Here is a 25,823-nt window from a genome sequence, read left to right as displayed (position 1 = left end):
TTACGGTGCGGAAGAGAGCGGGTTGGAACGGTTGCGCCCGGCGCTCTTGATCCACAGCCAGGAGCCGTTCAGGGCGATCAGCGTCAGAATGACGTATTCCAGCGCCATCGCGTACACCCCCTGGTAGGCGAAGATAGCCACGCTGATGACGTCGATAACCACCCACAGCAGCCAGTTTTCCACGTACTTGCGCGTCATCAGGATCATCGCCACGATGGAGAGCACCATCATCGCCGAATCCCAGAATGGGAACGCGTCCGGCTGCAGCTCAGGCATCTGCACGTTCAGCCCCAGCCCTTGCATCACCGCTACCGCGATCTGCGTCAGCCAGGCGAACACGCGGTCGATGTTAAAGGTCATCAGGCCAATGCCGATGACGCAAACCGCCGCCCAGGCCAACGCTTTCGGTAACGGCAGCCAGCGGATCTGCAGCTCAGCCTGATTATCCTGGGTTTGGCGGCTCCAGGCATACCAACCGTAAATGTTGGCGCCGAAAAAGAACAGCTGCAGCAGCAGGCTGGCGTACAGCTGGATCTGGAAGAAAATCACCGCGAACAGCGTGACGTTGATCAGGCCGAACAGGTAGTTGATGATTTTTTCCTTGCTGGCGTACCAGATGCACAGTAACCCGAACAGCGTGCCGATGGCTTCGATCCACGACAGATCGTAACCGCCCGCGCCAAGCGGAATATGCACCAGAATATTGCTGGTACTGAAGAAGCTCATGAGGTCATCCTTTTAAACGGTTAAGCGTTGCCTTTAACCTGCATCTTAAGCTGAGCGGCGAAATCCAGCATGCGGTTCAGCGGCACCAGGGCCTTCTCACGCAGCGCGGCGTCCACGTGGATCTCATGCTGCGCGCCCCCCTGCTCCAGCCCTTCAGCAATCGCCTTCAGGCCATTCATCGCCATCCACGGGCAATGCGCGCAGCTGCGACAGGTCGCCCCTTCTCCGGCGGTTGGCGCTTCGAACAGCTCCTTGTCCGGGCAGGCCTGCTGCATCTTGTAAAAGATACCGCGATCGGTGGCGACGATCAGCTGTTGATGCGGCAATGTTTTCGCCGCCTGAATCAGTTGGCTGGTCGATCCCACCGCATCCGCCAACTCAACCACCGCCTGTGGCGATTCGGGATGCACCAGGATGGCCGCCTGCGGATAAAGCGCCTTCATGCGCCGCAGCGCCTGAGTCTTGAACTCGTCATGGACAATGCAGGCGCCTTGCCAGCACAGCACGTCGGCGCCGGTCTGCTTCTGCACGTAGCTGCCGAGATGGCGATCCGGCGCCCAAATGATCTTCTCGCCCAGGCTGTCCAGGTGTTCGATCAGCTCAACGGCGATGCTGGAAGTGACCACCCAGTCGGCGCGCGCTTTGACCGCCGCCGAGGTGTTCGCATAGACCACCACGGTGCGATCGGGGTGGCTGTCGCAAAACGCATGAAACTCCTCTTCCGGGCAGCCCAGATCCAGCGAACATTCGGCAAACAGCGTCGGCATCAGCACCTGCTTTTCCGGGCTGAGGATCTTGGCGGTTTCCCCCATGAAGCGCACGCCGGCCACCAACAGCGTGGAAGCCGGATGGGCGCTGCCGAAGCGCGCCATTTCCAGCGAATCCGCCACGCAGCCGCCGGTTTCTTCCGCCAGCGCCTGGATTTCCGGATCGGTATAATAGTGGGCGACCATCACCGCATTGCGCTGCTTGAGCAGGGTTTTGATCTTCTCGCGATAAAAGGCTTTTTCGGCTACGTCCAGCGGAACCGGTTTAGGCGGGAAGGGGTACACCGCCGCATTGACATCAAACATTTCACTCATCGCTGCAATCTCATGCTAGGCTGGGCGCCTGCCGCGTGAATATCGCCTGCCGCAACGCCCTTCGTTTTATATACTAAACAAAATACCTAAAACCGCGCGAAAAGTCCGCTGATATTTTCATATTTGCGCACCTATTGTTTAATGAATTAAAAAATACAGACAGTGGCTGCACAGCTCACAGCGGATAATGGCCTGACGAGACCGTATAGCCGTTCAGAGAACAGCGTGAGGATGATCGGTGCGGTGTTGAAACGAGAAAGCAGCGGATTCAGATTGCGATGACGCAGATGCGAAAAAAGCGCCAAAAGGCGCTTTTTTCTGAATTGGTGGGTCGTGCAGGATTGATTCGGCCTGTGGCCTCACCCTGCGGGCAACGCTGCGCGTTGTCGTATCGCTGCGCGATGCTCGAACCTGAGCGCAGGATCTCACCCGCACGACTCGGTGAACTCTGTTAGCAAGAGGGTAAAGTAGAGTCTGGTGGCGCAGATGCGAAAAAAGCGCCAAAAGGCGCTTTTTTCTGAATTGGTGGGTCGTGCAGGATTGATTCGGCCTGTGGCCTCACCCTGCGGGCAACGCTGCGCGTTGTCGTATCGCTGCGCGATGCTCGAACCTGAGCGCAGGATCTCACCCGCACGACTCGGTGAACTCTGTTAGCAAGAGGGTAAAGTAGAGTCTGGTGGCGCAGATGCGAAAAAAGCGCCAAAAGGCGCTTTTTTCTGAATTGGTGGGTCGTGCAGGATTGATTCGGCCTGTGGCCTCACCCTGCGGGCAACGCTGCGCGTTGTCGTATCGCTGCGCGATGCTCGAACCTGAGCGCAGGATCTCACCCGCACGACTCGGTGAACTCTGTTAGCAAGAAGATAAAGTAGAGTCTGGTGGCGCAGATGCGAAAAAAGCGCCAAAAGGCGCTTTTTTCTGAATTGGTGGGTCGTGCAGGATTCGAACCTGCGACCAATTGATTAAAAGTCAACTGCTCTACCAACTGAGCTAACGACCCGCAGTGTGGTGGGTGATGACGGGCTCGAACCGCCGACCCCCTCCGTGTAAAGGAGATGCTCTACCAACTGAGCTAATCACCCACTGCTGTGGTACTGCTATTTTTCACTCTCAAAGAGTGGTGGGTCGTGCAGGATAACTCGGCCTTTGGCCTCGCCCTTGCGGGCCATCACCGGAGTGATGTTGTCTCGCTTTGCGAGACTCGAACCTTTACGGTTCTCATCCTGACGATTTAACACCTTGCTCTATTAAAGCGTGGTGGGTCGTGCAGGATTCGAACCTGCGACCAATTGATTAAAAGTCAACTGCTCTACCAACTGAGCTAACGACCCACTGATGTGGTTTACTGCTGATGGCGAATAGGCTATTGGAACCGACTCGCGGAAAACAAGGATGGGGATGTTCAGGACAACTCGACGGGTACTCGACTCGGACCTTTACTTTGCCACATCAAACCGATTCTGAAGCTGCCATTCTTTCTTAAAGAATGGTGGGTCGTGCAGGATAACTCGGCCTTTGGCCTCGCCCTTGCGGGCCATCACCGGAGTGATGTTGTCTCGCTTCGCGAGACTCGAACCTTTACGGTTCTCATCCTTTACGATTGTCTATCGCAGCCATTCTTAAATAATGGTGGGTCGTGCAGGATTCGAACCTGCGACCAATTGATTAAAAGTCAACTGCTCTACCAACTGAGCTAACGACCCATAACAGTGGTGGGTGATGACGGGCTCGAACCGCCGACCCCCTCCGTGTAAAGGAGATGCTCTACCAACTGAGCTAATCACCCACTGTTGTGGTTACTGCTACTTCAGAAATTGGTGGGTCGTGCAGGATGACTCGGCCTTTGGCCTCGCCCTGACGGGCCATCACTTCGTGATGTTATCCTTCCCGATTCCACTTCATTTCTTGCTTCAAAATTGGTGGGTCGTGCAGGATTCGAACCTGCGACCAATTGATTAAAAGTCAACTGCTCTACCAACTGAGCTAACGACCCAATTTCCCTGCCGCTTTAACATCTTGCAAGATGTCTTGGCAACGGCGGCATATATTACTAATTTATCTTGGCAGCGCAACCTAAATTTTTGACTGATGCGTTCAACTGCTTGTTCTTCACGCGAATGAGCCCAGAAATCGGTCAAATCGACTAACTTCTGGGCTCATTTTTCTGACTGTTAACCGCCTACGCGACTTTTCGCCTGTTTGGCCGCCGCACTGGTTGGGTATTGTTTAATCACCTGCTGGAACACGGCTTTGGCTTTATCGGCCTGCCCTTTCTCCTGCATGATGATACCCACCTTGTACATGGCGTCCGGCGCCTTCGGTGATTTAGCGTAATTCTTCACCACCACCGCAAAATAGTAGGCCGCGTCGTCTTTTTTACCCTTGTTGTAGAACAACTGGCCCAGCCAATAGTTGGCGTTAGGCTGGTAGGTAGACTTCGGGTACTGTTTTACGAAGGACTGAAAGGCGGAAATCGCCTGGTCATACTGTTTTTTTTCCAGCGCCAGAGAAACAGCGGCGTTGTAGTCGCTGTTCTCATCACCGCCGCTCGGCGTTGCAGAAGCGGCTGCAGGCGCGCTGCCGCCCGCATCGGAAGATGCGCCTGCGGCTGCCCCACCGGCAGCGCCCGCGGCCGCAGAAGCGCTCTGAGCGCCGCCCTGGCTGAGGCTATCCATCTGTTGATAGATTTGCTTCTGGCGTTCAACCACCTGATTCAACTGATACTGGCTTTCCTGGATTTGCCCACGGAGAGAATCAATGTCGCGTTGGTTATCAGAGAGTTGTTGCTGGAGTTGATTTAAAAGCTGGCCTTGAGCATTACTGATGCGCTCAAGCGAGGTGACGCGGTCTTCGACCGAGCCGGAGCCGACATTACTGATTGGCGCTTGGGCAGTAGCGGCCCAAGGGGCCGCTACGCCAACCAGTAACGACAGACTCAACAGGTGACGTCTGAAGTTACTGTTCATGCGATTCTCTTAGTAAACCAGAACGGCACGACGGTTTTTAGCATAAGCCGCTTCGTCGTGGCCCAGTACTGCTGGTTTTTCTTTACCGTAAGAAACGATAGAGATCTGGTCAGCGGAAACGCCTTTACCCTGCAGGTACATTTTAACGGCGTTAGCACGGCGCTCACCCAGAGCGATGTTGTATTCCGGCGTGCCGCGTTCGTCAGCGTGGCCTTCAACGGTCACTTTGTAAGACGGGTTGTTACGCAGGAATGCAGCGTGCGCGTCCAGCATCTGAGCGAATTCGGAGCTTACGTCATACTTGTCCAGGCCGAAGTAAACAATGTTGTTCTTCTGCAGTTCTTGCATCTGCAGACGAGCTTGTTCTTCGGAAGACAGGTTGCTGCTGCCGTTTTCCATACCAGTGCCAGCGCCCATACCAGATTGGTCGTTGTTCGCGCTTTTGTTAGAACTACAAGCTGCTACAGCCAGAACTGGCAGTGCCAGCAGAAGCCCTTTCAGCACTTTGTTCAGTTGCATTTCTTTGATCCTTTTATAGTTTGCCATACATATTTACACATGCATCACAGATACGGCGACCAGGCAGGGAATTTGACCTGTCCATCAGTTGCCGGAAGACGCGCTTTGAAACGCCCATCAGTTGACACCAACTGCAGCACGGAGCCCATACCTTGCGTGGAGCTATAGATCACCATGGTGCCGTTTGGCGCAATACTAGGCGTTTCATCCAGGAAGGTGCCGGTCAAAACCTGAACGGCGCCCGATCCAAGATCTTGTTTGGCGATGTGTTGTGCACCACTGTTGGTGCTCACCATCACCAGGAATTTACCGTCGGAGCTGACTTCAGAATCCTGATTCTGAGCGCCTTCCCACGTCAGACGCTGTGCGGCACCGCCGCTGGCGCTGATTTTATAAATCTGCGGACGCCCGCCCTGGTCGGAGGTAAACGCCAGAGACTGGCCATCCGGGAACCAGGTCGGTTCGGTGTTGTTGTTGCGGCCATCGGTCAGTTGCGTGATCTGGCCGGAGCCGAGGTTCATCACGTACAGGTTCAGGCTGCCGCTCTTGGACAGCGCGAAGGCCAGCTTGCTGCCGTCCGGCGAGAACGCTGGCGCACCGTTGTGGCGCGGGAACGAGGCGATCTGGCGGATAGCGCCGTTAGCCAGGGTCTGCACCACCAGCGCGGAACGGCCGCTCTCGAAGGTCACGTAAGCCAGTTTGCTGCCGTCCGGCGACCAGGCCGGTGACATCAGCGGCTCAGGCGAACGGTGCACCGTGAACTGGTTATAACCGTCGTAATCCGCTACGCGCAGCTCATACGGGAATTTCCCGCCGTTGGTCTGCACGACGTAGGCGATACGGGTACGGAACGCGCCCTTGATGCCGGTCAGCTTCTCGAACACTTCGTCGCTGGCAGTATGGGCAGAATAACGCAACCATTGTTTGGTCACTTTATACTGGTTCTGCGCCAAAACGGTGCCCGGCGAACCCGAGGTATCCACCAGCTGGTAGGAGATCAGGTAGCTGCCGTCAGCGCCAGGTTGAACCTGGCCGACAACCACGGCGTCGATGCCCAGCGCAGTCCAGGCCGCCGGCGTCACTTCAGACGCGGAGGTCGGTTGCTGCGGCATGCGCGCCACGTCGATCGGGTTGAATTTGCCGCTGTTGCGCAGATCCGCGCCGACAATCTTGCCGATATCCTCCGGCGGCGTGCCTGGGCCCGCCCATTTAAACGGCACCACGCCAATCGGACGAGCGGAGTCGACCCCTTGGGTGATTTCAATGCGAACTTCCGCGTGCAGCACGGACGCCCACAGAATTAAAAAACCTAGCGCTACTCGAAATGCCTGCTTCATCTCATCTCCCTTATCCAGGCGGGATGCCTGCGATAAATTAGCAGAATTTTAACAAACCAACTTACGTAAAACTACATAATCCCTGTTGGTTACCTTAGTACATCCCTGTGATATCACTCACTCAATCAACCGTTATTGCGGCTTGAATTCAAGGATAGAATTCTTAAAGTGCTGATAAACGGCATCGCTCGGCGGCTTCGGTATATGCGCCAACTTGGCGGCAGACACCGCTGCTTGGCACAGTGCAGGATCGCCCCCCGCCGCTTGTACGCTTATCAGCAGGCCGTCCGGCGCCAGCTTGATACGCAGATCGCAGGTTTTGCCGGCGAACGAACTGGCGTCATAGAACTTGCTCTGAATCGCCCCTTGAATCTGCCCCATATAACCGCTGATATCCGCCCCGCTGGCCCCAGCCGCTTTGGCATTGCCCTGCCCGGTCGGTTTACCGTCGCCCTTCGATTTGGCGCCGCCGCCTTTCGGCGCGTTCTTGCCGTCCGCCAGGCCGCCAAACAGATCGCTAACTTCATCCGATTGTTTCGCAGCCTCAGCGGCGGCCTTCTTCTTGGCATCCGCAGCGGCTTTCTTGGCTGCCGCAGCTTTCTCAGCGGCGGCCGCTTTCTTCTCTGCCTCGGCGGCAGCCTTCTTCTCGGCTTCCGCTGCGGCTTTCTTCTCGGCTTCAGCGGCCGCTTTCTTCTCTGCAGCCTCTGCGGCTTTTTGCTCTGCGGCGGCGGCGGCAGCTTTCTTCGCCTCTTCCGCCTGTTTCTTGGCGGCGGCAGCGGCGGCCGCTTCTTTCTTGGCTTCCGCTTCGGCTTTCTTCTGCGCGTCCGCCTGCGCCTTGGCGACCTTGTCCGCTTCGGCCTTCGCCTTAGCGGCGGCGGCTTCGGCGACCTTCTGTTGCTCTTTGGCCTTGGCTGCGGCGGCTTCCGCCGCTTTTTGCTGCTCGGCGGCCTGTTTCTGCTGCTCCGCTGCCTTCTGCTGTTGCTCAGCCTGCGCTTTGGCGTCCTGCGCAGCTTTCTCCTGCGCCGCCAAACGCTCTTTCTCCAGCTCTTTCAGGCGCTGTTGCTGCTCCGCCTGCTTCTGCTGAAGCTCTTCGGCCTGTTGCTCCGCCTTTTTCTGGCGCTGCTTCTCGGCACGCTGCGCATCGTTGCTCTGCTGCTGCTGGCGGTTGTATTGCTCCACCACCGCGCCAGGATCGACCATCACTGCGCCCACCACGGTGCCATCACCGCCACCGCCGGCGCCCATGTCGACCTTTTCCTGCAGCGATCCCCAAATCAGCAGGGCAATCAATATGAAGTGCAGAACGACCGAAACAATAACGGCGCGGTTCAGCTTATCGTTTTGCTCAGTTGCCTTTACCAAAATAGATTCCCAAAAACTGGTGTTGCTTATACGGGGTTCCTGGGCCGCAGCGCAGGAACCGGGTTGCCGTTCGCCTTACGGTCAGATCGGCTGGGTCATCAGCCCCACGGAAGCCACGCCCGCCTGATGGAGAATATTCAATGCCTTGATAATCTCATCGTAAGGGACTTCCTTCGCACCGCCGATCAAAAAGACCGTTTTCGGGTTAGCCGCCAAACGCGACTTGGCTTCGGCCGCGACTTGCTCAGGCGGCAGCAGCTCCATACGGTTGTGATCCACCACCAGGGTGTATTGACCTACGCCGGAAACCTCGAGGATCACCGGCGGATTGTCATCGCTGGACACCGTTTTGGAATCGGTGGCGTCCGGCAGGTCAACTTCCACGCTCTGCGTGATGATTGGCGCGGTTGCCATAAAGATCAGCAGCAGCACCAGCAACACGTCGAGCAGCGGAACGATGTTAATTTCGGACTTCAGCTCGCGCCGACTACGTCCACGTACTCTCGCCATGCTACCTCCTACTTATTTGCTGTCGCTGGAGAAGGCCTGACGATGCAGAATAGCGGTGAACTCTTCCATAAAGTTGTCGTAATTCTGCTCAAGCTTGTTGACGCGCTGGTTGAGACGGTTATAGGCCATTACCGCCGGGATGGCGGCGAACAGACCGATCGCGGTGGCGATCAGTGCTTCGGCGATACCCGGCGCCACCATCTGCAGCGTGGCTTGCTTCACCGCGCCCAGCGCAATAAAGGCGTGCATGATCCCCCACACGGTGCCGAACAGGCCGATGTACGGGCTGATCGAACCGACGGTGCCGAGGAACGGAATATGGGTTTCCAGCGTTTCCAGCTCGCGGTTCATAGAAATGCGCATCGCACGCGACGCCCCTTCGATCACCGACTCCGGCGCATGGTTGTTGGCGCGGTGCAGGCGGGCGAACTCTTTGAATCCGGAATGGAAGATCTGCTCGGAACCGGTCAGGCTATCGCGACGCGCCTGACTTTCCTGGTACAGACGGGAAAGCTCGATACCGGACCAGAATTTGTCTTCAAAGGCTTCGGCGTCACGCGTCGCCGCATTGAGGATGCGGGTACGCTGAATGATGATCGCCCAAGATGCTACCGAGAAGCATATCAAAATCAACATGATAAGCTTAACCAGCAGGCTCGCCTTCAAGAATAAATCTAGGATGTTCATGTCAGTCACTGCTTAAACTCCGCGACAATAGACTTAGGAAGCGCTCTTGGCTTCATTTGGTGTGGATCAATACAGGCAATCAGGACATCAGCCTGGCTCAGTAGGGCCCCGTCAGAATTGACAATGCGTTGAGCAAACGTGAGAGAAGCCCCGCGCAGACAGGTGATTTCGCTCTGGACCTCCAGTTGCTCGTCGAGACGAGCCGGAGCCAGATAATCCACCGTCATGCGCCGGACGACAAAAGCGACTTGTTCACTGAGCAGCTGCTGTTGATGAAAGTTGTGCTGACGCAGCATCTCTGTGCGCGCTCTTTCAAAAAAGGCGACGTAGCGGGCGTGATAGACCACACCACTGGCATCGGTATCCTCGTAGTAAACGCGAACCGGCCATCGAAACAACGTATTACTCACTCTACTTCCCAGCAATGCAATTTAACGCTGCTACTATACGCAAGACGGATCGGGTTGGGAATGGGTTACAAGATGGGAATGAAAATAATTATGGGCCGTGAGGGCCCATAACATGGGGACATCAGGGAGATTATAAAGAAACGTAAAGTAATCCTGCGCACAAGATCACAATTGCGGGAAGCGGCGCGAAAAAGGCGCGCCAGACGCTGCGCTGCGGGCGGAATCCGAAACCGTGGATCACCCCGGCGCACACCGCCCAAATCAGCAACAGCCCTTCCCAAATCTCCAGCGAGCTGGTTTTGGCGGCGAAACGCGTCGGATCCCAGAACACGCATCCCGCCAAAATCAACGCCAGCACCAGGGAAAGGGCCCGGATCGGGCCCTTGTCGGTGACAGCGTACAGCTTGTCAATCACGGACGAGCTCATCACTTACCGTCTTGCTGAGCTTTGGTCGCTTCGCTCTGCTCAAGCGCCAGCGCCGTGATGATGCCGAAGGCGCAGGCAAGAAGCGTTCCGAGAATCCAGGCAAAATACCACATGGTTTAGCTCCTTATCCTTAGTACAGCGAATGCTTGTTGTTTTCGATGTAGTTCTTGTCGAGGCGACCGAACATTTTGTAGTACGACCAGCTGGTGTACGCCAAAACGATAGGCACGAAGATCGCCGCCACGACGGTCATCACTTTCAGCGTCAACAGGCTCGACGTCGCGTCCCACATGGTCAGGCTGACGTTAGGCACGGTGCTGGACGGCATCACGAACGGGAACATGGTGACCCCGGCGGTGAGGATGACGCAGGCGATGGTCAGCGACGAGGTGACGAACGCCAGCGCGCCTTTCTCCAGACGCGAGAACAGGATGGTGAACAACGGCAGCACCACGCCCAGCGCAGGCAGCGCCCACAGCAGCGGATACTTGTTGAAGTTGATCAGCCAGGCACCGGCCTGATGCGCCACTTCTTTACGCATCGGGTTGGATTCCGCCATGGTGTCCAGCGCCGACGTCACGACGAAGCCGTCGATGCCTTTCACCAGCCATACGCCCGCCAGCAGGAAGCACACCGCCATGATCAGCGTCGCGATCTGTGCCGCAGCGCGTGAACGCAGGTGGATCTCGCCGGTGGTGCGCATTTGCAGGTAGGTCGCACCCTGGGTGACCAGCATGGTCAGGCTGACCACGCCCGCCAACAGACCGAACGGGTTCAGCAGTTGGAAGAAGTTGCCGGTGTAGAACAGGCGCATATACTCGTCCATGTGGAACGGCACGCCCTGCAGCAGGTTGCCGAACGCCACGCCGAATACCACGGCAGGCACGAAGGAGCCGATGAAGATGCCCCAGTCCCACATGTTGCGCCAGCGGCTGCTCTCCAGCTTGGAACGGTAGTCGAAACCGACCGGGCGGAAGAACAAGGCGGCCAGCACCAGGATCATGGCGACGTAGAAGCCGGAGAAGGCCGCTGCGTAGACCATCGGCCAGGCGGCGAACAGCGCACCGCCGGCGGTGATCAGCCACACCTGGTTACCGTCCCAGTGCGGGGCGATGGAGTTGATCATCACCCGGCGCTCGGTATCGGTTTTCCCGATGATGCGCACCAGAATGCCGACGCCCATGTCGAAACCGTCGGTGACGGCGAAGCCGATCAGCAGTACGCCAACCAGGACCCACCAAATAAATCGCAGTACTTCATAGTCAAACATACGTGGACTCCTGTTTAGCGCGCTTCCTGCACGGCGGCAGTCGGTTGTTCAAAGTGATAGCGGCCGGTTTTCAGGCTGCTTGGACCCAGACGCGCAAACTTGAACATCAGGTACAATTCAGCCACCAGGAACAGGGTGTACAAGCCGCAGATCAGCCCCATCGAGAACAGAATGTCGCCCGCGGTCAGCGAAGAGTTGGCGACCGCCGTCGGCAGCACCTCACCAATCGCCCACGGTTGACGGCCGTATTCCGCCACGAACCAACCGGACTCGATCGCGATCCAAGGCAGCGGCAAACCGTACAGCGCCGCGCGGTGCAGCCATTTTTTCTGGCCAATGCGGCCGCGGATCACGTTCCAGAACGACAGGCCGATGATCAACAGCATGATCACGCCACAGGCCACCATGATGCGGAAGGCGAAGTACAGCGGCGCCACGCGCGGAATGGAGTCCTTGGTCGCCAGCTGGATCTGCGCTTCCGTCGCGTCGGTGACGTTCGGGGTATAGCGCTTCAGCAGCATGCCGTAGCCCAGGTCTTGCTTGGTTTTGTTGAATTCGGCGCGCACCGCAGGATCGGTGTTGCCGCCGCGCAGCTCTTCCAGCAGCTGGTAGGCTTTCATCCCGTTGCGGATACGCACTTCATGCTGAGCCATCAGATCTTTCAGGCCGGTGACCTGAGTGTCCGTGGAGCGGGTGGCGATCAGGCCAAGCGCATACGGGATCTGAATAGAGAAGGAGTTTTCCATCTTGTCCTGATCGGGAATGCCGAACAGGGTGAAGGAGGCCGGCGCCGGCTGGGTGTCCCATTCTGCTTCGATAGCGGCCAGTTTGGTTTTCTGCACGTCGCCCATTTCGTAGCCGGATTCATCACCCAGAACGATAACGGACAGAATGGCAGCCATACCGAAGCTGGCAGCGATGGCGAAGGAGCGCTTGGCGAAGGCGATGTCGCGGCCTTTCAGCAGGTAGTAGGAGCTGATGCCCAGAACGAACATCGCGCCACAGGTGTAGCCGGAAGCCACGGTGTGAACGAATTTCACCTGCGCAACCGGGTTAAGCACCAGTTCGGAGAAGCTGACCATCTCCATGCGCATGGTTTCGAAGTTGAAATCCGAAGCGATCGGGTTCTGCATCCAGCCGTTGGCGACCAGGATCCACAGCGCTGACAGGTTGGAGCCGAGGGCCACAAACCAGGTTACCGCCATGTGCTGCACCTTGCTCAGACGATCCCAGCCGAAGAAGAACAGGCCGACCAACGTCGATTCAAGGAAGAACGCCATCAGACCTTCGATAGCCAGTGGGGCCCCGAAGATATCGCCGACGTAGTGAGAGAAATACGACCAGTTAGTCCCGAACTGGAACTCCATGGTCAAACCGGTGGCCACACCCAGAGCAAAGTTAATCGCAAATAACTTTCCCCAGAATTTGGTCATGTCTTTATAGATTTGTTTGCCAGACAGGACATATACCGTTTCCATAATTGCCAGCAAGAACGCCATACCGAGCGTTAATGGGACAAATAAGAAATGGTACATCGCCGTTAAAGCAAACTGTAAGCGCGACAGTTCGACAATATCAAACATCTTGACTCCTTGCTCCTCGCAGGAAGACTCCGACACGCGGTTATCGGCACGCCTCTTTCAAAGCCGCCAGTAACGCCCCGCAGTGAATGCCCTAAAACACAACAAATTTGATCCAGCTTCTCCGCTTTCAACCGCACACTCGGCCAATAGCCTCTCGGGCCGTCGACAAGCGCGCCACTGAAAACCGACAACGGGTAACAAATGCAACAAGATCAACCATCCATAATCACAACATGGATGATACTCGCCCAATCCCACACAATAAATAGGTTTTTACGTGACGTGGGTTAGACTTTTGGTTACAGGTCAAATCTTAGCCGAAAGAGGTACTTCGGGCTAATTTGATCTGAGACAATTTAAGCCTATCCGCATCTTATTTCCATATTCATCAGCACATTTCGCATAATTTTCTTAGGGTCATGTTGCGCAATGGTTTAATTGTTTTTTAATGATATTTTTGTGTTAAATAAATGTAATTTAAAAGAGCCGCCATTGTATTATTACGCGCTTATTATGCGACATAATTAACCTTTTATTTCCAATAAGCCGTGACAGTGATAGCAGTCACAAAACAACAAATCTCTCTCCAATATTAGTCTATTTCTCGCGATGGGATCGTAAAGGTTGCGATTTTGTAGCAGAATGACCACTTATGTTAAAATTGCATTGAGTGACAATAACTTATGAAAAAAATCATCTTTGCCTCTGTCTTGGGACTCTCGGGAAACGCCATGGCCGCCGAAACGGTAAATATCACCCTACTGGGCACCTCCGATCTGCACGGCACCTTCGTGCCCTGGGACTACGCCAGCGACACGGAGAATCTGACGGGCAGCCTGAGCCAGATAGCCACCCAGGTCAAAAAGGTGCGGGCCGAGCAGCCAAACCTGATCCTGGTGGACGCCGGCGACACCATTCAGGGCAACTTCGTCGAAACCTTCAAGCATGAGGCCGTCAGCCCGATGATGCTGGGCCTCAACGCGCTCAATTATGACGTCTGGGTGATGGGCAACCACGAGTTCGACTTCGGCCTGCCGGTGCTGGCTACGCCGCTTAAGCAGTTCAAGGGCGCGGCGCTAGCGGGCAATATCGTCTGGGACAACGGCAAGCCCTATCTGCCGGCCTACACCATCGTCGAGCGCCAAGGCGTGAAGATCGGCATTATCGGCATGGACACGCCGATGACCGCCGAATTCGCCAAGGGTACCGATCGCATCAAAGGGCTGAACTTCACCGATCCGGTGCAGGCGGTGAAACAGGTCATCAGGCAAATCGACGGCCAGGTCGACGCCATCGTGCTGGTGGCGCATATGGGCATCGACAACGAGAACCAGCGCCCCGGCACCGGCGTAGCCGACATCGCCAACGCCAACCCGGAGCTGGCGGCGATCGTCGCCGGTCATATGCATGTGAAGATCGACAAAGCGGTGGTTAACGGCGTCATCATCACCGAGCCGGATAAATACGGCCGCGCGCTGTCGCGCATCGATCTGCAATTTGAACGCCGCGACGGCAAATTCACGCTGATCGACAAAAACAGCTACACCTACCCCATCAAGGGGATGACGCCGGACAGCGCCCTGCAGGCTCTCTACCAGCCGTACCATGACATTCTGCGCGCCAACGCCAACCGGGTCGTGGCGAAGCTGAGCGGCAGCGATCTGGTGCCCGCCGACGAATTCCGCGGTATTCCTCAGGTACACGTGCAGGATACCGGTATCAGCGCGCTGTTCCAGCAGGCCGCCCGCCACTATGCGCCGCTGGCGCAGGTGATCGCCCTGCAAATCGACAACGATCGCGCCAAACTGGACGTCGGCGACATCAAGGCCAAGGATATCGCCTTTAACTACCAATACGCCGGCGGCGAGATCACCGTGTATCAGCTCAACGGCAAAGCGCTTAAACGCTACATGGAGTGGTCCGCCGACTATTTCAATCAGCTGCAGCCGGGCGACGTCACCTACAGCTTTAACCCGGCGCGGCGATCGTCCAAATATTCCACCAACGATTTCTTCGACGGTGTCACTTACACCATCGACTTGCGCCAACCCGCCGGCTCACGCATCGTCGATCTGCGCCTGGCGGATGGCACGCCGGTCACCGACGATATGCCGATCCGCCTGGGCATGAACAGTTACCGCATGGGCCACCTGACGCAAAAGGGTGGCGCGCTGGAGGGGCAATCCTTCCCGGTGCTGTTCGACAGCAAAGCGCAATACGGTGAAGAAGAAGGTACTATCCGCCACCTGACTCTGCGCTACCTGACGGAGGTGAAACACGGCCACTATCAGGGCGTGCCGCCGCGGCGCTGGAAGCTGATCGGCATGGAGGATTACGAACCGCAGCGGGCGATCGTCAAACAGCTGCTCAACGAGGGCGTCATCCAGGTGCCGACCACCGACGACGGCCGCTACACCAACGTCGCGTCGATCAACGTCAAAGACGCGCTGTTCCGCAACGCCGACGATTACCGCGCCGCCCTCACCTCGCTGGATCAACAGCGGCAAGCCGCCGCGGATCCGGTGCAACAGCGTCGCCTGCAGGATCGGATCGCGTTGATCAAGGCGCTCAACGACTTCTGATCTTCGCCCATAAAAAAGGCCACCCTATGGGTGGCCAAACATGTCGAGATATTGTTATTTCGTACTAAATTCTTAGCGCTTCAGCACCGCTTTTACCGCGTCGCCGATGTCCGCCAGGCTGCGAACGGTTTTCACGCCCGCCGCTTCCAGCGCAGCAAACTTCTCGTCCGCCGTGCCTTTGCCGCCGGCGATGATGGCGCCCGCGTGGCCCATACGCTTGCCTTTCGGCGCGGTCACGCCGGCGATGTAGCCGACAACCGGTTTGGTGACGTGTTCTTTGATGTAAGCTGCCGCTTCTTCTTCAGCGCTGCCGCCGATCTCACCGATCATCACGATCGCTTCGGTCTGCGGATCCTGCTGGAACATCTTCAGAATATCGATGAAGTTGGAGCCCGGGATCGGGTCGCCGCCGATGCCCACGCAGGTGGACTGGCCCAGACCGGCATCGGTGGTTTGTTTCACCGCTTCATAGGTCAGGGTGCCGGAGCGGGAAACGATGCCCACTTTGCCCGGCAGGTGGATGTGGCCAGGCATGATGCCGATTTTGCACTCGCCCGGGGTGATCACGCCAGGGCAGTTCGGCCCGATCATGCGCACGCCGGCTTCGTCCAGCTTCACTTTCACGGTCAGCATGTCCAGGGTCGGGATGCCTTCGGTGATGGTGATGATCAGTTTGATGCCGGCATCGATCGCTTCCAGGATGGAGTCTTTGCAGAACGGCGCTGGAACGTAGATGACCGAGGCAGTGGCGCCGGTCGCTTCAACCGCTTCGCGCACGGTGTTGAACACCGGCAGGCCCAGGTGCTGAGTGCCGCCTTTGCCCGGGGTTACGCCGCCAACCATTTTGGTGCCGTAAGCGATAGCTTGTTCGGAGTGGAAAGTCCCCTGGCTACCGGTGAAGCCCTGGCAAATTACCTTGGTGTTCTTATCGATTAAAATGGACATTATTTACCCTCCACTGCTGCAACAACTTGCTGAGCCGCATCAGTCAGGCTGGTCGCAGCAATGATATTCAGGCCGCTGTCCGCCAGTTTCTTGGCGCCCAGTTCGGCGTTATTCCCTTCCAAGCGCACCACCACCGGGACGTTAACGCCCACTTCGGCCACTGCGCCGATGATGCCGTCGGCGATCAGATCGCAACGTACGATACCACCGAAGATGTTAACCAGAACCGCTTTCACCTTGTCGTCGGACAGGATGATTTTGAACGCTTCGGTCACGCGCTCTTTGGTCGCGCCGCCGCCAACGTCCAGGAAGTTGGCCGGTTCGCCGCCGTGCAGTTTAACGATGTCCATGGTACCCATCGCCAGACCGGCGCCGTTAACCATGCAGCCGATGTTGCCGTCGAGGGCAACGTAGTTCAGCTCCCACTGAGCCGCACGGGATTCACGCTCGTCTTCCTGGGAAGGGTCACGCATTTCACGCAGTTCCGGCTGGCGGAACAGGGCGTTGCCGTCGGCGCCCAGTTTGCCGTCCAGGCACACCAGATCGCCCTGCTTGGTGATCACCAGCGGGTTGATCTCAACCATCGCCAGGTCACGCTCCAGGAACAGCGTCGCCAGGCCCATGAAGATCTTGGCGAACTGGCTGACTTGCTTACCGGTCAGGCCCAGTTTGAAGGCCAGCTCACGGCCCTGATAAGGCTGTGGACCCGCCAGCGGATCGATGGTCATTTTGTGGATCAGTTCAGGGGTTTCTTCCGCCACCTTCTCGATCTCCACGCCGCCTTCGGTAGACGCCATGAACACCACGCGACGGGTAGAACGATCCACGACCGCGCCCAGGTACAGTTCCTTATCGATGTCGGTCGCCGCTTCTACCAGGATCTGGTGAACCGGCTGGCCCAGCGCGTCAGTCTGGTAAGTCACCAGACGCTTGCCCAACCAGGCTTCCGCGAAGGCACGGATATCTTCTTTGCTGTTGACGACTTTAACGCCGCCCGCTTTACCGCGGCCGCCAGCATGAACCTGACATTTCACCACCCACGGGCCGGAGCCGATTTTGGATGCGGCTTCTTCTGCTTCACGCGGAGTGGTACAGGCGTAACCGGTTGGTGCCGGCATGCCATACCGAGCAAACAGCTGTTTTGCCTGATATTCGTGTAAATTCATGATGTTCTATCCATTCAGTTCTGAAGGTTTTTAGCCGGACCATTATTACGCGGTAAACCGCATGGTTTTCCGGCCACATAGCACAGAGTGCGGGCGCGGCATGCCGCGCCCGGCAAGGGTTACTAGACGTCCAGCAGCAGACGAGCCGGATCTTCCAGCATCTCTTTGACCGTCACCAGATAACCGACGGATTCTTTACCGTCGATCAGGCGGTGGTCATAAGACAGCGCCAGATACATCATCGGCTGGATCACCACCTGACCATTGACCGCCATTGGGCGATCTTTGATGGCGTGCATGCCCAGGATGGCGCTCTGCGGCGGGTTGATGATCGGGGTGGACATCAGGGAGCCGAATACGCCGCCGTTGGTAATGGTGAAGTTACCGCCGGTCAGCTCTTCCACGGTCAGTTTGCCGTCGCGGCCCTTAACGGCCAGCTCTTTGATTTTCTTCTCGATGTCAGCCATGCTCATGGCGTCCACATCGCGCAGTACCGGCGTCACCAGGCCGCGCGGGGTAGAAACCGCGATGCTGATGTCGAAGTAGTTGTGGTAAACCACGTCGGAACCGTCGATCGACGCGTTCACTTCCGGGAAACGCTTCAGCGCTTCAACCACCGCCTTGATGTAGAAGGACATGAAGCCCAGACGCACGCCGTGACGCTTCTCGAAGGCTTCGCCGTACTGCTTGCGCAGATCCATGATCGGCTGCATGTTGATTTCGTTGAAGGTGGTCAGCATCGCGGTGCTGTTCTTCGCTTCCAACAGACGTTCGGCGACGCGTTTGCGCAGGCGAGTCATCGGCACGCGTTTTTCGCTGCGGCCGGCCAGAGCAGGCTGCGGTGCGGCTTCAGCGGCGGCGGCCGGTTTGGCGGCGGCGCCGCCTTTGGCCAGGTGCGCTTCCACGTCTTCACGCGTGATGCGGCCACCCACGCCGGTGCCCTTGATGGCGCCGGCATCGAGATCGTGTTCGGCGATCAGGCGACGAATCGCCGGGCTGAGCGCGTCATTGCTTTCTTCTTCCAGGCTCGCGGTAGCGCGCTGCGCAGGCGTGGCTTCTTTCTCTTGGCTCTTCTCAGCGGTCGGCTTGCCGGAGCTGTCGCCCGGACGGATGCGGCCGAGCAGCTGGCGAGACAGCACGGTCGCGCCCTCTTCTTCCACGATAGCATCGAGAATGCCCGCTTCACTGGCCGGCACTTCCAACACCACTTTGTCGGTTTCGATTTCAACCAGGACTTCATCACGCTGCACGCTGTCGCCCGGTTTTTTGTGCCAGGTGGCTACGGTCGCATCGGCAACCGATTCAGGAAGGTCAGGAACCAGAATATCTACGCTACTCATTTAGCTTTCCCTTAAGTTTTTTATCATCTGCTTGCCGGCTCTCGGCCGGCAAGCGAGCGAACATTAGTCAATATTCAGCGCGTCGTTCACCAGAGCCTGCTGCTGCTTCTGGTGTACGGACATATAGCCCACCGCCGGAGAAGCGGAGGCCGGACGTCCTGCGTAACGTAAAGAAGCCCCGAACGGCACCACTTCACGGAAGTTGTGTTGGCTGCAGTACCAGGCGCCCTGGTTCAGCGGCTCTTCCTGACACCAGACGAAATCATGCACGTGCGAGTATTGCTCCAGCACGGCCTGCACGGCCTGATGCGGGAACGGATACAGCTGCTCGATACGCACGATGGCCACGTCTTTCTGCTCGTTCTTGCGACGCTGTTCCAGCAGGTCGTAGTAGACCTTGCCGGAGCACAGCACGACGCGCTTGACCGCTTTCGGATCCAAGTCGTCGATCTCGCCGATCGCCGGCAGGAAGGTGCCGTTGGCCAGTTCGTCCAGCGAAGAAATCGCCAGCGGGTGACGCAGCAGCGACTTCGGCGACATCACCACCAGCGGACGGCGCATACCGCGCAGCGCCTGACGACGCAGCATATGGTAAACCTGCGCCGGCGTGGACGGGACGCACACCTGCATGTTCTGCTCTGCGCACAGCTGCAGATAACGCTCCAGACGCGCGGAAGAGTGCTCAGGGCCCTGGCCTTCATAGCCGTGCGGCAGCAGCATCACCAGGCCGCACATACGGCCCCATTTTTGCTCGCCGGAGCTGATGAACTGGTCGATAACAACCTGCGCGCCGTTGGCGAAGTCGCCGAACTGCGCTTCCCAGATGGTCAGCGTGCGCGGTTCCGCCGTGGCGTAACCGTATTCGAACGCCAGCACCGCCTCTTCGGACAGCACGGAGTCCCAAACCTTGAATTCGCCCTGGCCGCTGTGGATATTCGCCAGCGGAACGTAGACGGAACCGTTTTTCTGGTTGTGCACCACCGCGTGACGGTGGAAGAAGGTGCCGCGGCCGGCGTCTTCACCGGAGATGCGGATCGGGATGCCTTCATCCGCCATGGTAGCGTAAGCCAGCGTTTCGGCAGCGCCCCAGTCGAACGGCTTGTTGCCCGCCGCCATCTCGGCGCGGTCAGCGTAGATTTTCGCCACGCGCGACTGCATTTCGATCGCTTCCGGCACGGTGCTGATGCGACGTGCCAGCTCCTGCAGACGCTTCATCTCAACCTTACTCGGGTACTCTTCGTCCCACTCGTGGTTCAGGTACGGAGACCAAGTGAAGGAGTGCAGATTCATCGGACGCCATTCTTCAACCACGCAATCGCCGCGGTCGAGCGCGTCGCGGTACAGGTTGACCATTTCCGTGGCATCTTCCAGGCTGGCCACTTTCTGCTCGGTCAGAACGTCAGCGTAGATTTTGCGCGGCGTAGGGTGTTTCTTGATCTTCTGATACATCACCGGCTGGGTGGCGCTCGGCTCGTCGGCCTCGTTGTGCCCATGGCGACGGTAGCAGACCAGATCGATCATCACGTCACGCTTAAAGGTGTTACGGAAATCCAACGCCAGGCGGGTGACGAAGGCCACGGCCTCCGGATCGTCCGCGTTAACGTGGAAGATCGGCGACTGAACCATTTTGGCGATGTCGGTGCAGTATTCGGTAGAGCGCGCATCCAGCGGGTTGGAGGTGGTGAAGCCAACCTGGTTGTTGATGACGATACGCACGGTGCCGCCCACTTCGTAGCCGCGAGCCTGAGACATGTTCAGGGTTTCCTGAACCACGCCCTGGCCGGTGATGGCGGCGTCGCCGTGGATGGTGATCGGCAGTACCATGTTGCTGCGCGCTTCGTCCAGACGATCGCGACGGGCGCGTACCGAGCCCATGACCACCGGGCTGACGATCTCCAGGTGCGACGGGTTGAACGCCAGCGCCAGGTGAACCATGCCGCCTTCGGTTTCCACGTCGGAAGAGAAGCCCTGGTGATATTTCACGTCACCGGTGCCGAGGTGTTCTTTATGCTTGCCGGCGAATTCGTCGAACAGGTCGGCCGGCTTTTTGCCCAGCACGTTGATCAGCACGTTCAGACGGCCACGGTGGGCCATGCCCAACACCACTTCGCGCGTGCCGTTCTTACCGGCATGGCGCACCATCTCTTTCAGCATCGGCACCAGCGCGTCGCCGCCTTCCAGCGAGAAGCGTTTGGCACCCGGGAATTTGGCGCCCAGGTAACGTTCCAGGCCTTCTGCCGCGGTCAGCTCGTTCAGGAAACGGCGTTTTTCGTCGGCGGTAAAGCTGGCGCGCCCCACCACCGACTCGATGCGCTGCTGGATCCAGCGTTTCTCTTCGGTGTTGGTGATGTGCATGTACTCAGCGCCGATCGACCCGCAATAGGTCTGCTTCAGCGCGGCGTACAGATCGCCCAGCTTCATGGTTTCTTTGCCGATGGCGAAAGAGCCCACGTTGAAGGTTTCCTGGAAATCGGCTTCGGTCAGGTTGTGGTAAGCGGGATCAAGGTCAGGAACTTGCTCGCGCTGCCACAGGCCGAGCGGATCGAGGTTGGCATGCTGATGCCCGCGGAAGCGGAAGGCGTTTATCAGCTGCAGTACCTTGACCTGTTTGGCGTCGGTTTCCGGATCGGTGATGGTGGTATTGTAGCGCGCGGAGTCTTTCGCCAGGCGGCGGAAGTAATCGCGCGTTTGAGAGTGAAGCTGATCGGGTTTGACACCCGCGGTTGGTAGCTGTTGAAAAATGGAACGCCAGCTATCTTCAACGGAACCCGGATCGGTTAAGAAGTCTTCATAGAGCTGCTCTATGTAAGACTGGTTCGCGCCCGCCAGATAGGAGGAATCCAGCCAGGCCTTCATTGCGCCGTTCTGCATCATGATCCCTTAAGCTTTGAAGCTTTAGTTTTCGCCGTGGTTAACATAATTACCGTGATGAATACGGTTTGCCGTAAAACGGTTCACTCGACGTACTTGCGGCCATGACGGCCCGATACGTTCTGTTATGGACCTTGCGGTCCCTTACAAGGAACCTCTAAAAACCGGCGGAAGAACCAGGCTGCATAGCGCCGCAGCCGCGGGTCAGTTTTTAGAGGTTCCCTCCCCTATGGGATGTGCGCCGGAAAAGAGCCCGGCGCAGCATCTCATTCCGTTTATGCGCCGCGTTGCAGCAGCATGGACTTGATATGCCCGATCGCACGCGTCGGATTCAAGCCTTTAGGACATACACTGACACAATTCATAATGCTATGGCAGCGGAAAACACTAAAAGCGTCGTCCAGATCATCTAAACGTTCTTGCGTTTCCGTGTCACGGCTGTCGATCAGGAAGCGATATGCCGCCAACAGACCGGCTGGGCCGATGAACTTGTCCGGGTTCCACCAGAACGATGGGCAAGAGGTCGAGCAGCAGGCGCACAGAATGCACTCGTACAGGCCGTCCAGCTTGGCGCGCTGCTCCGGCGACTGCAGGTGTTCGCGCGCCGGCGGGTTCTTGCCGTCGTTCAGCAGGTATGGCTTGATCTTTTCATACTGGGTGTAGAACTGGCCCATATCCACCACCAGATCGCGCACCACCGGCAGGCCCGGCAGCGGACGGATCACGATCTTGCCGTTGCCTTTGCGCAGCGACGAAATCGGGGTGATGCACGCCAGGCCGTTTTTACCGTTCATGTTCAGGCCATCGGAACCGCAGACGCCTTCGCGGCATGAGCGACGGAACGACAGGGTTGGGTCTTTTTCTTTCAGCTGGATCAACGCATCCAGCAGCATCATGTCGCGACCTTCTTCCGCTTCCAGGGTGTAGTCCTGCATGTGCGGCGCGTCATCGACATCCGGGTTGTAGCGATAAATGGAAAATTCGAGTTTCATCTGTCGATCTCCGCAATTAGTAAGAACGCACTTTCGGCGGGAATGCCGGGCGCAGCTTCGGTTGCATGTTCACTTCACGACGCGTCATGCTTTCCGATTGCGGCAGATACAGCGAATGGCACAGCCAGTTGGCGTCATCGCGTTCCGGGTAGTCGAAGCGGCTGTGTGCGCCACGGCTCTCGGTACGGAAGTTGGCCGACACGGCGGTGGAATACGCGGTCTCCATCAGGTTATCCAACTCCAGGCATTCGATGCGCTGGGTGTTGAACTCGCTGGAGGTATCGTCCAGGCGTGCGTTCTTCAGACGTTCACGGATCACTTTCAGTTCTTCCAGGCCCTTGGCCATCGCATCACCTTCGCGGAATACCGAGAAGTTGTGCTGCATGCAAGACTGCAGCGCTTTGCGAATTTCGACAGGGTCTTCGCCGGAACGGGTGTTGTTCCAACGGTTCAGACGGTCCAGCGAGGCTTCCACGTCGGAGTCGCTGGCGTCACGGCTCTCGCCCTGCTCTTCCAGCGATTCCTGCAGGTGCATGCCGGCGGAACGGCCGAACACCACCAGGTCGAGCAGCGAGTTGCCGCCCAAGCGGTTGGCGCCGTGCACCGATACGCAGGCGATTTCCCCCACGGCGAACAGCCCCGGGATCACCACGTCTTCGCCTTTCTCGTTCACGGTCAGCGCCTGGCCGGTCACTTTGGTCGGAATGCCGCCCATCATATAGTGACAGGTTGGGATAACCGGGATCGGCTCTTTCACCGGATCGACGTGCGCGAAGGTGCGGGACAGTTCCAGAATGCCCGGCAGACGGGATTCCAGCACGTCTTTACCCAGGTGATCCAGCTTCAGCTTGGCGTGCGGGCCCCAAGGACCGTCGCAGCCGCGGCCTTCGCGGATTTCGATCATGATCGAACGGGCAACCACGTCGCGGCCCGCCAGATCTTTGGCGTTCGGCGCATAACGCTCCATGAAGCGCTCGCCGTGTTTGTTCAGCAGGTAACCGCCTTCGCCGCGGCAGCCTTCGGTCACCAGCACGCCCGCGCCGGCGATGCCGGTCGGGTGGAACTGCCACATTTCCATGTCCTGCACCGGCACGCCGGCGCGCAGCGCCATGCCGACACCGTCGCCGGTGTTGATGTGGGCGTTGGTGGTGGACTGATAAATACGGCCTGCGCCGCCGGTCGCCAGCACGGTGGCCTTGGCTTTGAAGTAAACCACTTCACCGGTTTCGATGCAGATAGCCGTGGTGCCGACCACCGCGCCGTCCTGGTTTTTCACCAGATCAAGCGCATACCACTCGGAGAAGATGGTGGTGTGGTTTTTCAGGTTCTGTTGGTACAGGGTGTGCAGCAGCGCGTGGCCGGTACGGTCAGCTGCGGCTGCGGTACGCGCCGCCTGCTCGCCGCCGAAGTTCAGCGATTGGCCGCCGAACGGGCGCTGATAGATGCGGCCGTCGTCCAGACGAGAGAACGGCAGGCCCATGTGTTCCAGTTCCAGAATCGCTTCCGGGCCGGTTTTACACATATATTCGATGGCGTCCTGGTCACCGATATAGTCGGAACCTTTCACCGTGTCGTACATATGCCATTCCCAGTTGTCCTCGTGGCTGTTGCCCAGCGCGACGGTGATGCCGCCCTGTGCGGACACGGTATGGGAACGGGTCGGGAAAACTTTGGACAGCAGAGCACAGGTCGAGCCCGCTTGGGAAATTTGCAGCGCGGCACGCATGCCCGCACCGCCGGCGCCGATTACGACGGCATCAAACTCTCTGACTGGCAGTTTCATTTAAGCACCCCACACTACGATTGTTCCGTACAGTAAATAGACCAGTAACGCGACCACGACAGCCAGCTGCAACACCAGGCGAACCGCCAGCGGCTTGACGTAGTCCGTCAGCACCTGCCACAGCCCGATCCAGGCGTGCACCAGAATCGACAGCAAGGTCAGCAGAGTGAACACTTTCGTAATGGAAGTGGCGAAGAAACCGCGCCAGATGTCATAAGTGAGTTCCGGGGCCGTGACGAAAAAGCCCAGGATATACAGGACGTACAGGGTGATGATGATAGCGGAAGCGCGCAGCAGCAGCCAATCGTGCACGCCGTTGCGCCCTAATGCAGAAACGTTGTTTACCATACGAGGACTCCAGCCAGAACTGACAGCACGACGGTCAGACCGATCGCCACCTGGGCGGAACGGGTACCGGCGGCCAAACTCTCTTCGATGTAGCCAAAATCCATTAACAAGTGACGGATGCCACCGCAAATGTGATAGGCCAGCGCCGTGAGGATGCCCCAGAATATGAATTTGACGATGAAGCTATTCATGATGGCGGCCGCCTGCAGGAACCCCTCTTGGGAAGAGAGTGACAGGCCCAGCAGCCAGAGGAGGATACCCACGGCAACGAAGGTAATTACGCCAGAGACTCGGTGTAAGATAGACGCTATCGCAGTTACAGGGAACCGGATCGTTTGCAGATCCAAGTTGACAGGTCGTTGTTTTTTCACGTATTTGCCCACACAGCTCTTATTATTTTCCTTCCTCCGGGCCTGGGCGGGGATCAGACAGCGTTAAGAGCCTAAAACCCTTACACGTCACGCGCTCAAACATCAACATCCTCTGTGCTCAAACGGCGCGCATTTATAACGCTGGGTGCTCCTACTTCAGGGTAATCCGGAGACCTGGCGGCAGTATAGGAGGATCACATTCTGATTACAATTCTCATACAACCGCTTTGATAACATTTCCCCCGAACAGTGATTCAGATCACGGATTTCACAATTAGTGCAAAATTAATTATCTGATTTGACAAGAGATCAACATTTCCATTACATATAGGGGCACAAACGGTCCTATGATGCGCTATGGGTCAGCAGATACACTTCCCCCCGGGTTCGAGTTATGCAACAGTGTATTTGACGAACCTATCCCAATAGCCGTTGTTTCCCGCTCGATTTTGCCGGCGTCAAAAAGCAAATAAAGCAAATAAAAACAGATTATTGGGATAGGTTCACATCTCTTCGAACAGCTCATAGGTAAGATTAACAGACTATAAC

At 57.5% G+C, this 25,823-nt stretch carries 22 protein-coding genes, 6 tRNA genes and 5 other RNA genes; 1 reads left to right on the top strand and 32 read right to left on the bottom strand.

Annotated features, from left to right (window positions below; translation table 11 throughout):
- The 24 genes from pnuC to cydA all read right to left on the bottom strand — a co-directional run bounded on the left by pnuC (window position 1) and on the right by cydA (window position 12,876).
- Entirely contained in the window at window positions 1–726 is a 726-nt protein-coding gene (gene pnuC / locus QDT79_RS10390) for a nicotinamide riboside transporter PnuC (RefSeq protein WP_048232945.1), read from the bottom strand.
- A 20-nt stretch (window positions 727–746) separates the two neighbouring features.
- Window positions 747–1,808 carry a quinolinate synthase NadA gene (gene nadA / locus QDT79_RS10385; protein WP_015376982.1) on the bottom strand — a complete coding sequence of 354 codons (1,062 nt, stop codon included), beginning with the start codon at window positions 1,806–1,808 and terminating at the stop codon, window positions 747–749.
- 324 nt (window positions 1,809–2,132) lie between these two features.
- A non-coding RNA gene (locus QDT79_RS10380) (RtT sRNA) lies at window positions 2,133–2,257 on the bottom strand.
- Window positions 2,258–2,331: 74 nt separating this feature from the next.
- A non-coding RNA gene (locus QDT79_RS10375) (RtT sRNA) lies at window positions 2,332–2,456 on the bottom strand.
- A 74-nt stretch (window positions 2,457–2,530) separates the two neighbouring features.
- Window positions 2,531–2,655: non-coding RNA, RtT sRNA (locus QDT79_RS10370), on the bottom strand.
- Between the two features lie 74 nt (window positions 2,656–2,729).
- Window positions 2,730–2,805: transfer RNA gene (locus tag QDT79_RS10365), tRNA-Lys, on the bottom strand.
- A gap of 6 nt (window positions 2,806–2,811) precedes the next feature.
- Window positions 2,812–2,887, bottom strand: a tRNA-Val gene (locus tag QDT79_RS10360).
- A gap of 36 nt (window positions 2,888–2,923) precedes the next feature.
- Window positions 2,924–3,047: non-coding RNA, RtT sRNA (locus tag QDT79_RS10355), on the bottom strand.
- Between the two features lie 13 nt (window positions 3,048–3,060).
- Window positions 3,061–3,136 (bottom strand) — tRNA-Lys (locus QDT79_RS10350).
- A gap of 156 nt (window positions 3,137–3,292) precedes the next feature.
- Window positions 3,293–3,417, bottom strand: a non-coding RNA gene (locus QDT79_RS10345) — RtT sRNA.
- A 15-nt stretch (window positions 3,418–3,432) separates the two neighbouring features.
- A tRNA-Lys gene (locus QDT79_RS10340) sits at window positions 3,433–3,508 on the bottom strand.
- A gap of 7 nt (window positions 3,509–3,515) precedes the next feature.
- A tRNA-Val gene (locus QDT79_RS10335) sits at window positions 3,516–3,591 on the bottom strand.
- A 131-nt stretch (window positions 3,592–3,722) separates the two neighbouring features.
- A tRNA-Lys gene (locus tag QDT79_RS10330) sits at window positions 3,723–3,798 on the bottom strand.
- Window positions 3,799–3,976: 178 nt separating this feature from the next.
- A complete protein-coding gene (gene cpoB, locus QDT79_RS10325; protein ID WP_033647153.1) occupies window positions 3,977–4,771 on the bottom strand; it encodes a cell division protein CpoB in 795 nt (264 codons plus the stop codon).
- 9 nt (window positions 4,772–4,780) lie between these two features.
- Window positions 4,781–5,290 (bottom strand): peptidoglycan-associated lipoprotein Pal, encoded by a 510-nt coding sequence (pal, locus tag QDT79_RS10320; protein WP_025160033.1) that lies wholly within the window; start codon window positions 5,288–5,290, stop codon window positions 4,781–4,783.
- 44 nt (window positions 5,291–5,334) lie between these two features.
- The gene (gene tolB, locus QDT79_RS10315) at window positions 5,335–6,627 is read right to left on the bottom strand and encodes a Tol-Pal system beta propeller repeat protein TolB (RefSeq protein WP_033655159.1); all 1,293 of its coding nucleotides are present in this window, start codon (window positions 6,625–6,627) and stop codon (window positions 5,335–5,337) included.
- Window positions 6,628–6,759: 132 nt separating this feature from the next.
- Window positions 6,760–7,989, bottom strand: a complete 1,230-nt coding sequence (tolA, locus tag QDT79_RS10310) for a cell envelope integrity protein TolA (RefSeq protein WP_107227293.1) — start codon at window positions 7,987–7,989, stop codon at window positions 6,760–6,762.
- Window positions 7,990–8,070: 81 nt separating this feature from the next.
- Complete coding sequence (gene tolR, locus QDT79_RS10305; RefSeq protein WP_004939859.1) at window positions 8,071–8,499, bottom strand: colicin uptake protein TolR; 429 nt, start codon at window positions 8,497–8,499, stop codon at window positions 8,071–8,073.
- Window positions 8,500–8,511: 12 nt separating this feature from the next.
- Window positions 8,512–9,195 carry a Tol-Pal system protein TolQ gene (tolQ, locus tag QDT79_RS10300; RefSeq protein ID WP_004939862.1) on the bottom strand — a complete coding sequence of 228 codons (684 nt, stop codon included), beginning with the start codon at window positions 9,193–9,195 and terminating at the stop codon, window positions 8,512–8,514.
- A complete protein-coding gene (ybgC, locus tag QDT79_RS10295; RefSeq protein WP_025160034.1) occupies window positions 9,192–9,596 on the bottom strand; it encodes a tol-pal system-associated acyl-CoA thioesterase in 405 nt (134 codons plus the stop codon). The genes tolQ and ybgC overlap by 4 nt, the downstream gene beginning before the upstream one ends.
- A 130-nt stretch (window positions 9,597–9,726) precedes the next feature.
- Window positions 9,727–10,023: a cyd operon protein YbgE gene (gene ybgE, locus QDT79_RS10290; protein WP_019454032.1), complete on the bottom strand. Its 297-nt coding sequence runs from the start codon at window positions 10,021–10,023 to the stop codon at window positions 9,727–9,729.
- Complete coding sequence (gene cydX / locus QDT79_RS10285) at window positions 10,023–10,136, bottom strand: cytochrome bd-I oxidase subunit CydX (protein ID WP_004939868.1); 114 nt, start codon at window positions 10,134–10,136, stop codon at window positions 10,023–10,025. Before cydX ends, ybgE begins: the two co-directional genes overlap by 1 nt.
- A gap of 17 nt (window positions 10,137–10,153) precedes the next feature.
- On the bottom strand, window positions 10,154–11,293 hold the full coding sequence (cydB, locus tag QDT79_RS10280; RefSeq protein ID WP_063991116.1) for a cytochrome d ubiquinol oxidase subunit II: 1,140 nt from the start codon (window positions 11,291–11,293) through the stop codon (window positions 10,154–10,156).
- Between the two features lie 14 nt (window positions 11,294–11,307).
- The gene (gene cydA / locus QDT79_RS10275; RefSeq protein WP_019454034.1) at window positions 11,308–12,876 is read right to left on the bottom strand and encodes a cytochrome ubiquinol oxidase subunit I; all 1,569 of its coding nucleotides are present in this window, start codon (window positions 12,874–12,876) and stop codon (window positions 11,308–11,310) included.
- Window positions 12,877–13,559: 683 nt separating this feature from the next.
- Here cydA and QDT79_RS10270 point away from each other — a divergent pair.
- A complete protein-coding gene (locus QDT79_RS10270; protein ID WP_197816981.1) occupies window positions 13,560–15,458 on the top strand; it encodes a bifunctional metallophosphatase/5'-nucleotidase in 1,899 nt (632 codons plus the stop codon).
- A gap of 72 nt (window positions 15,459–15,530) precedes the next feature.
- Here QDT79_RS10270 and sucD read toward each other — a convergent pair whose 3' ends face one another.
- The 8 genes from sucD to sdhC all read right to left on the bottom strand — a co-directional run bounded on the left by sucD (window position 15,531) and on the right by sdhC (window position 25,286).
- Window positions 15,531–16,403 (bottom strand): succinate--CoA ligase subunit alpha, encoded by an 873-nt coding sequence (gene sucD, locus QDT79_RS10265; protein ID WP_004939878.1) that lies wholly within the window; start codon window positions 16,401–16,403, stop codon window positions 15,531–15,533.
- Window positions 16,403–17,569: an ADP-forming succinate--CoA ligase subunit beta gene (gene sucC, locus QDT79_RS10260; protein WP_025301883.1), complete on the bottom strand. Its 1,167-nt coding sequence runs from the start codon at window positions 17,567–17,569 to the stop codon at window positions 16,403–16,405. Before sucC ends, sucD begins: the two co-directional genes overlap by 1 nt.
- A 122-nt stretch (window positions 17,570–17,691) precedes the next feature.
- A complete protein-coding gene (gene odhB, locus QDT79_RS10255) occupies window positions 17,692–18,909 on the bottom strand; it encodes a 2-oxoglutarate dehydrogenase complex dihydrolipoyllysine-residue succinyltransferase (protein WP_033637469.1) in 1,218 nt (405 codons plus the stop codon).
- 63 nt (window positions 18,910–18,972) lie between these two features.
- Window positions 18,973–21,780, bottom strand: coding sequence for a 2-oxoglutarate dehydrogenase E1 component (sucA, locus tag QDT79_RS10250; RefSeq protein ID WP_025301881.1), 2,808 nt, complete (start codon window positions 21,778–21,780; stop codon window positions 18,973–18,975).
- A gap of 275 nt (window positions 21,781–22,055) precedes the next feature.
- Complete coding sequence (locus tag QDT79_RS10245) at window positions 22,056–22,772, bottom strand: succinate dehydrogenase iron-sulfur subunit (protein ID WP_004939885.1); 717 nt, start codon at window positions 22,770–22,772, stop codon at window positions 22,056–22,058.
- Between the two features lie 16 nt (window positions 22,773–22,788).
- A complete protein-coding gene (gene sdhA, locus QDT79_RS10240) occupies window positions 22,789–24,555 on the bottom strand; it encodes a succinate dehydrogenase flavoprotein subunit (protein ID WP_063991113.1) in 1,767 nt (588 codons plus the stop codon).
- Window positions 24,556–24,903 (bottom strand): succinate dehydrogenase membrane anchor subunit, encoded by a 348-nt coding sequence (gene sdhD / locus QDT79_RS10235; RefSeq protein ID WP_004939891.1) that lies wholly within the window; start codon window positions 24,901–24,903, stop codon window positions 24,556–24,558.
- Window positions 24,897–25,286 (bottom strand): succinate dehydrogenase cytochrome b556 subunit, encoded by a 390-nt coding sequence (sdhC, locus tag QDT79_RS10230; RefSeq protein WP_004939893.1) that lies wholly within the window; start codon window positions 25,284–25,286, stop codon window positions 24,897–24,899. Before sdhC ends, sdhD begins: the two co-directional genes overlap by 7 nt.
- Window positions 25,287–25,823 lie beyond the last annotated feature (537 nt).

It is taken from the genome of Serratia marcescens, assembly GCF_029846115.1.
Lineage (GTDB): Bacteria > Pseudomonadota > Gammaproteobacteria > Enterobacterales > Enterobacteriaceae > Serratia > Serratia marcescens_L.
This window is presented reverse-complemented; position numbering and strand designations above follow the sequence as displayed.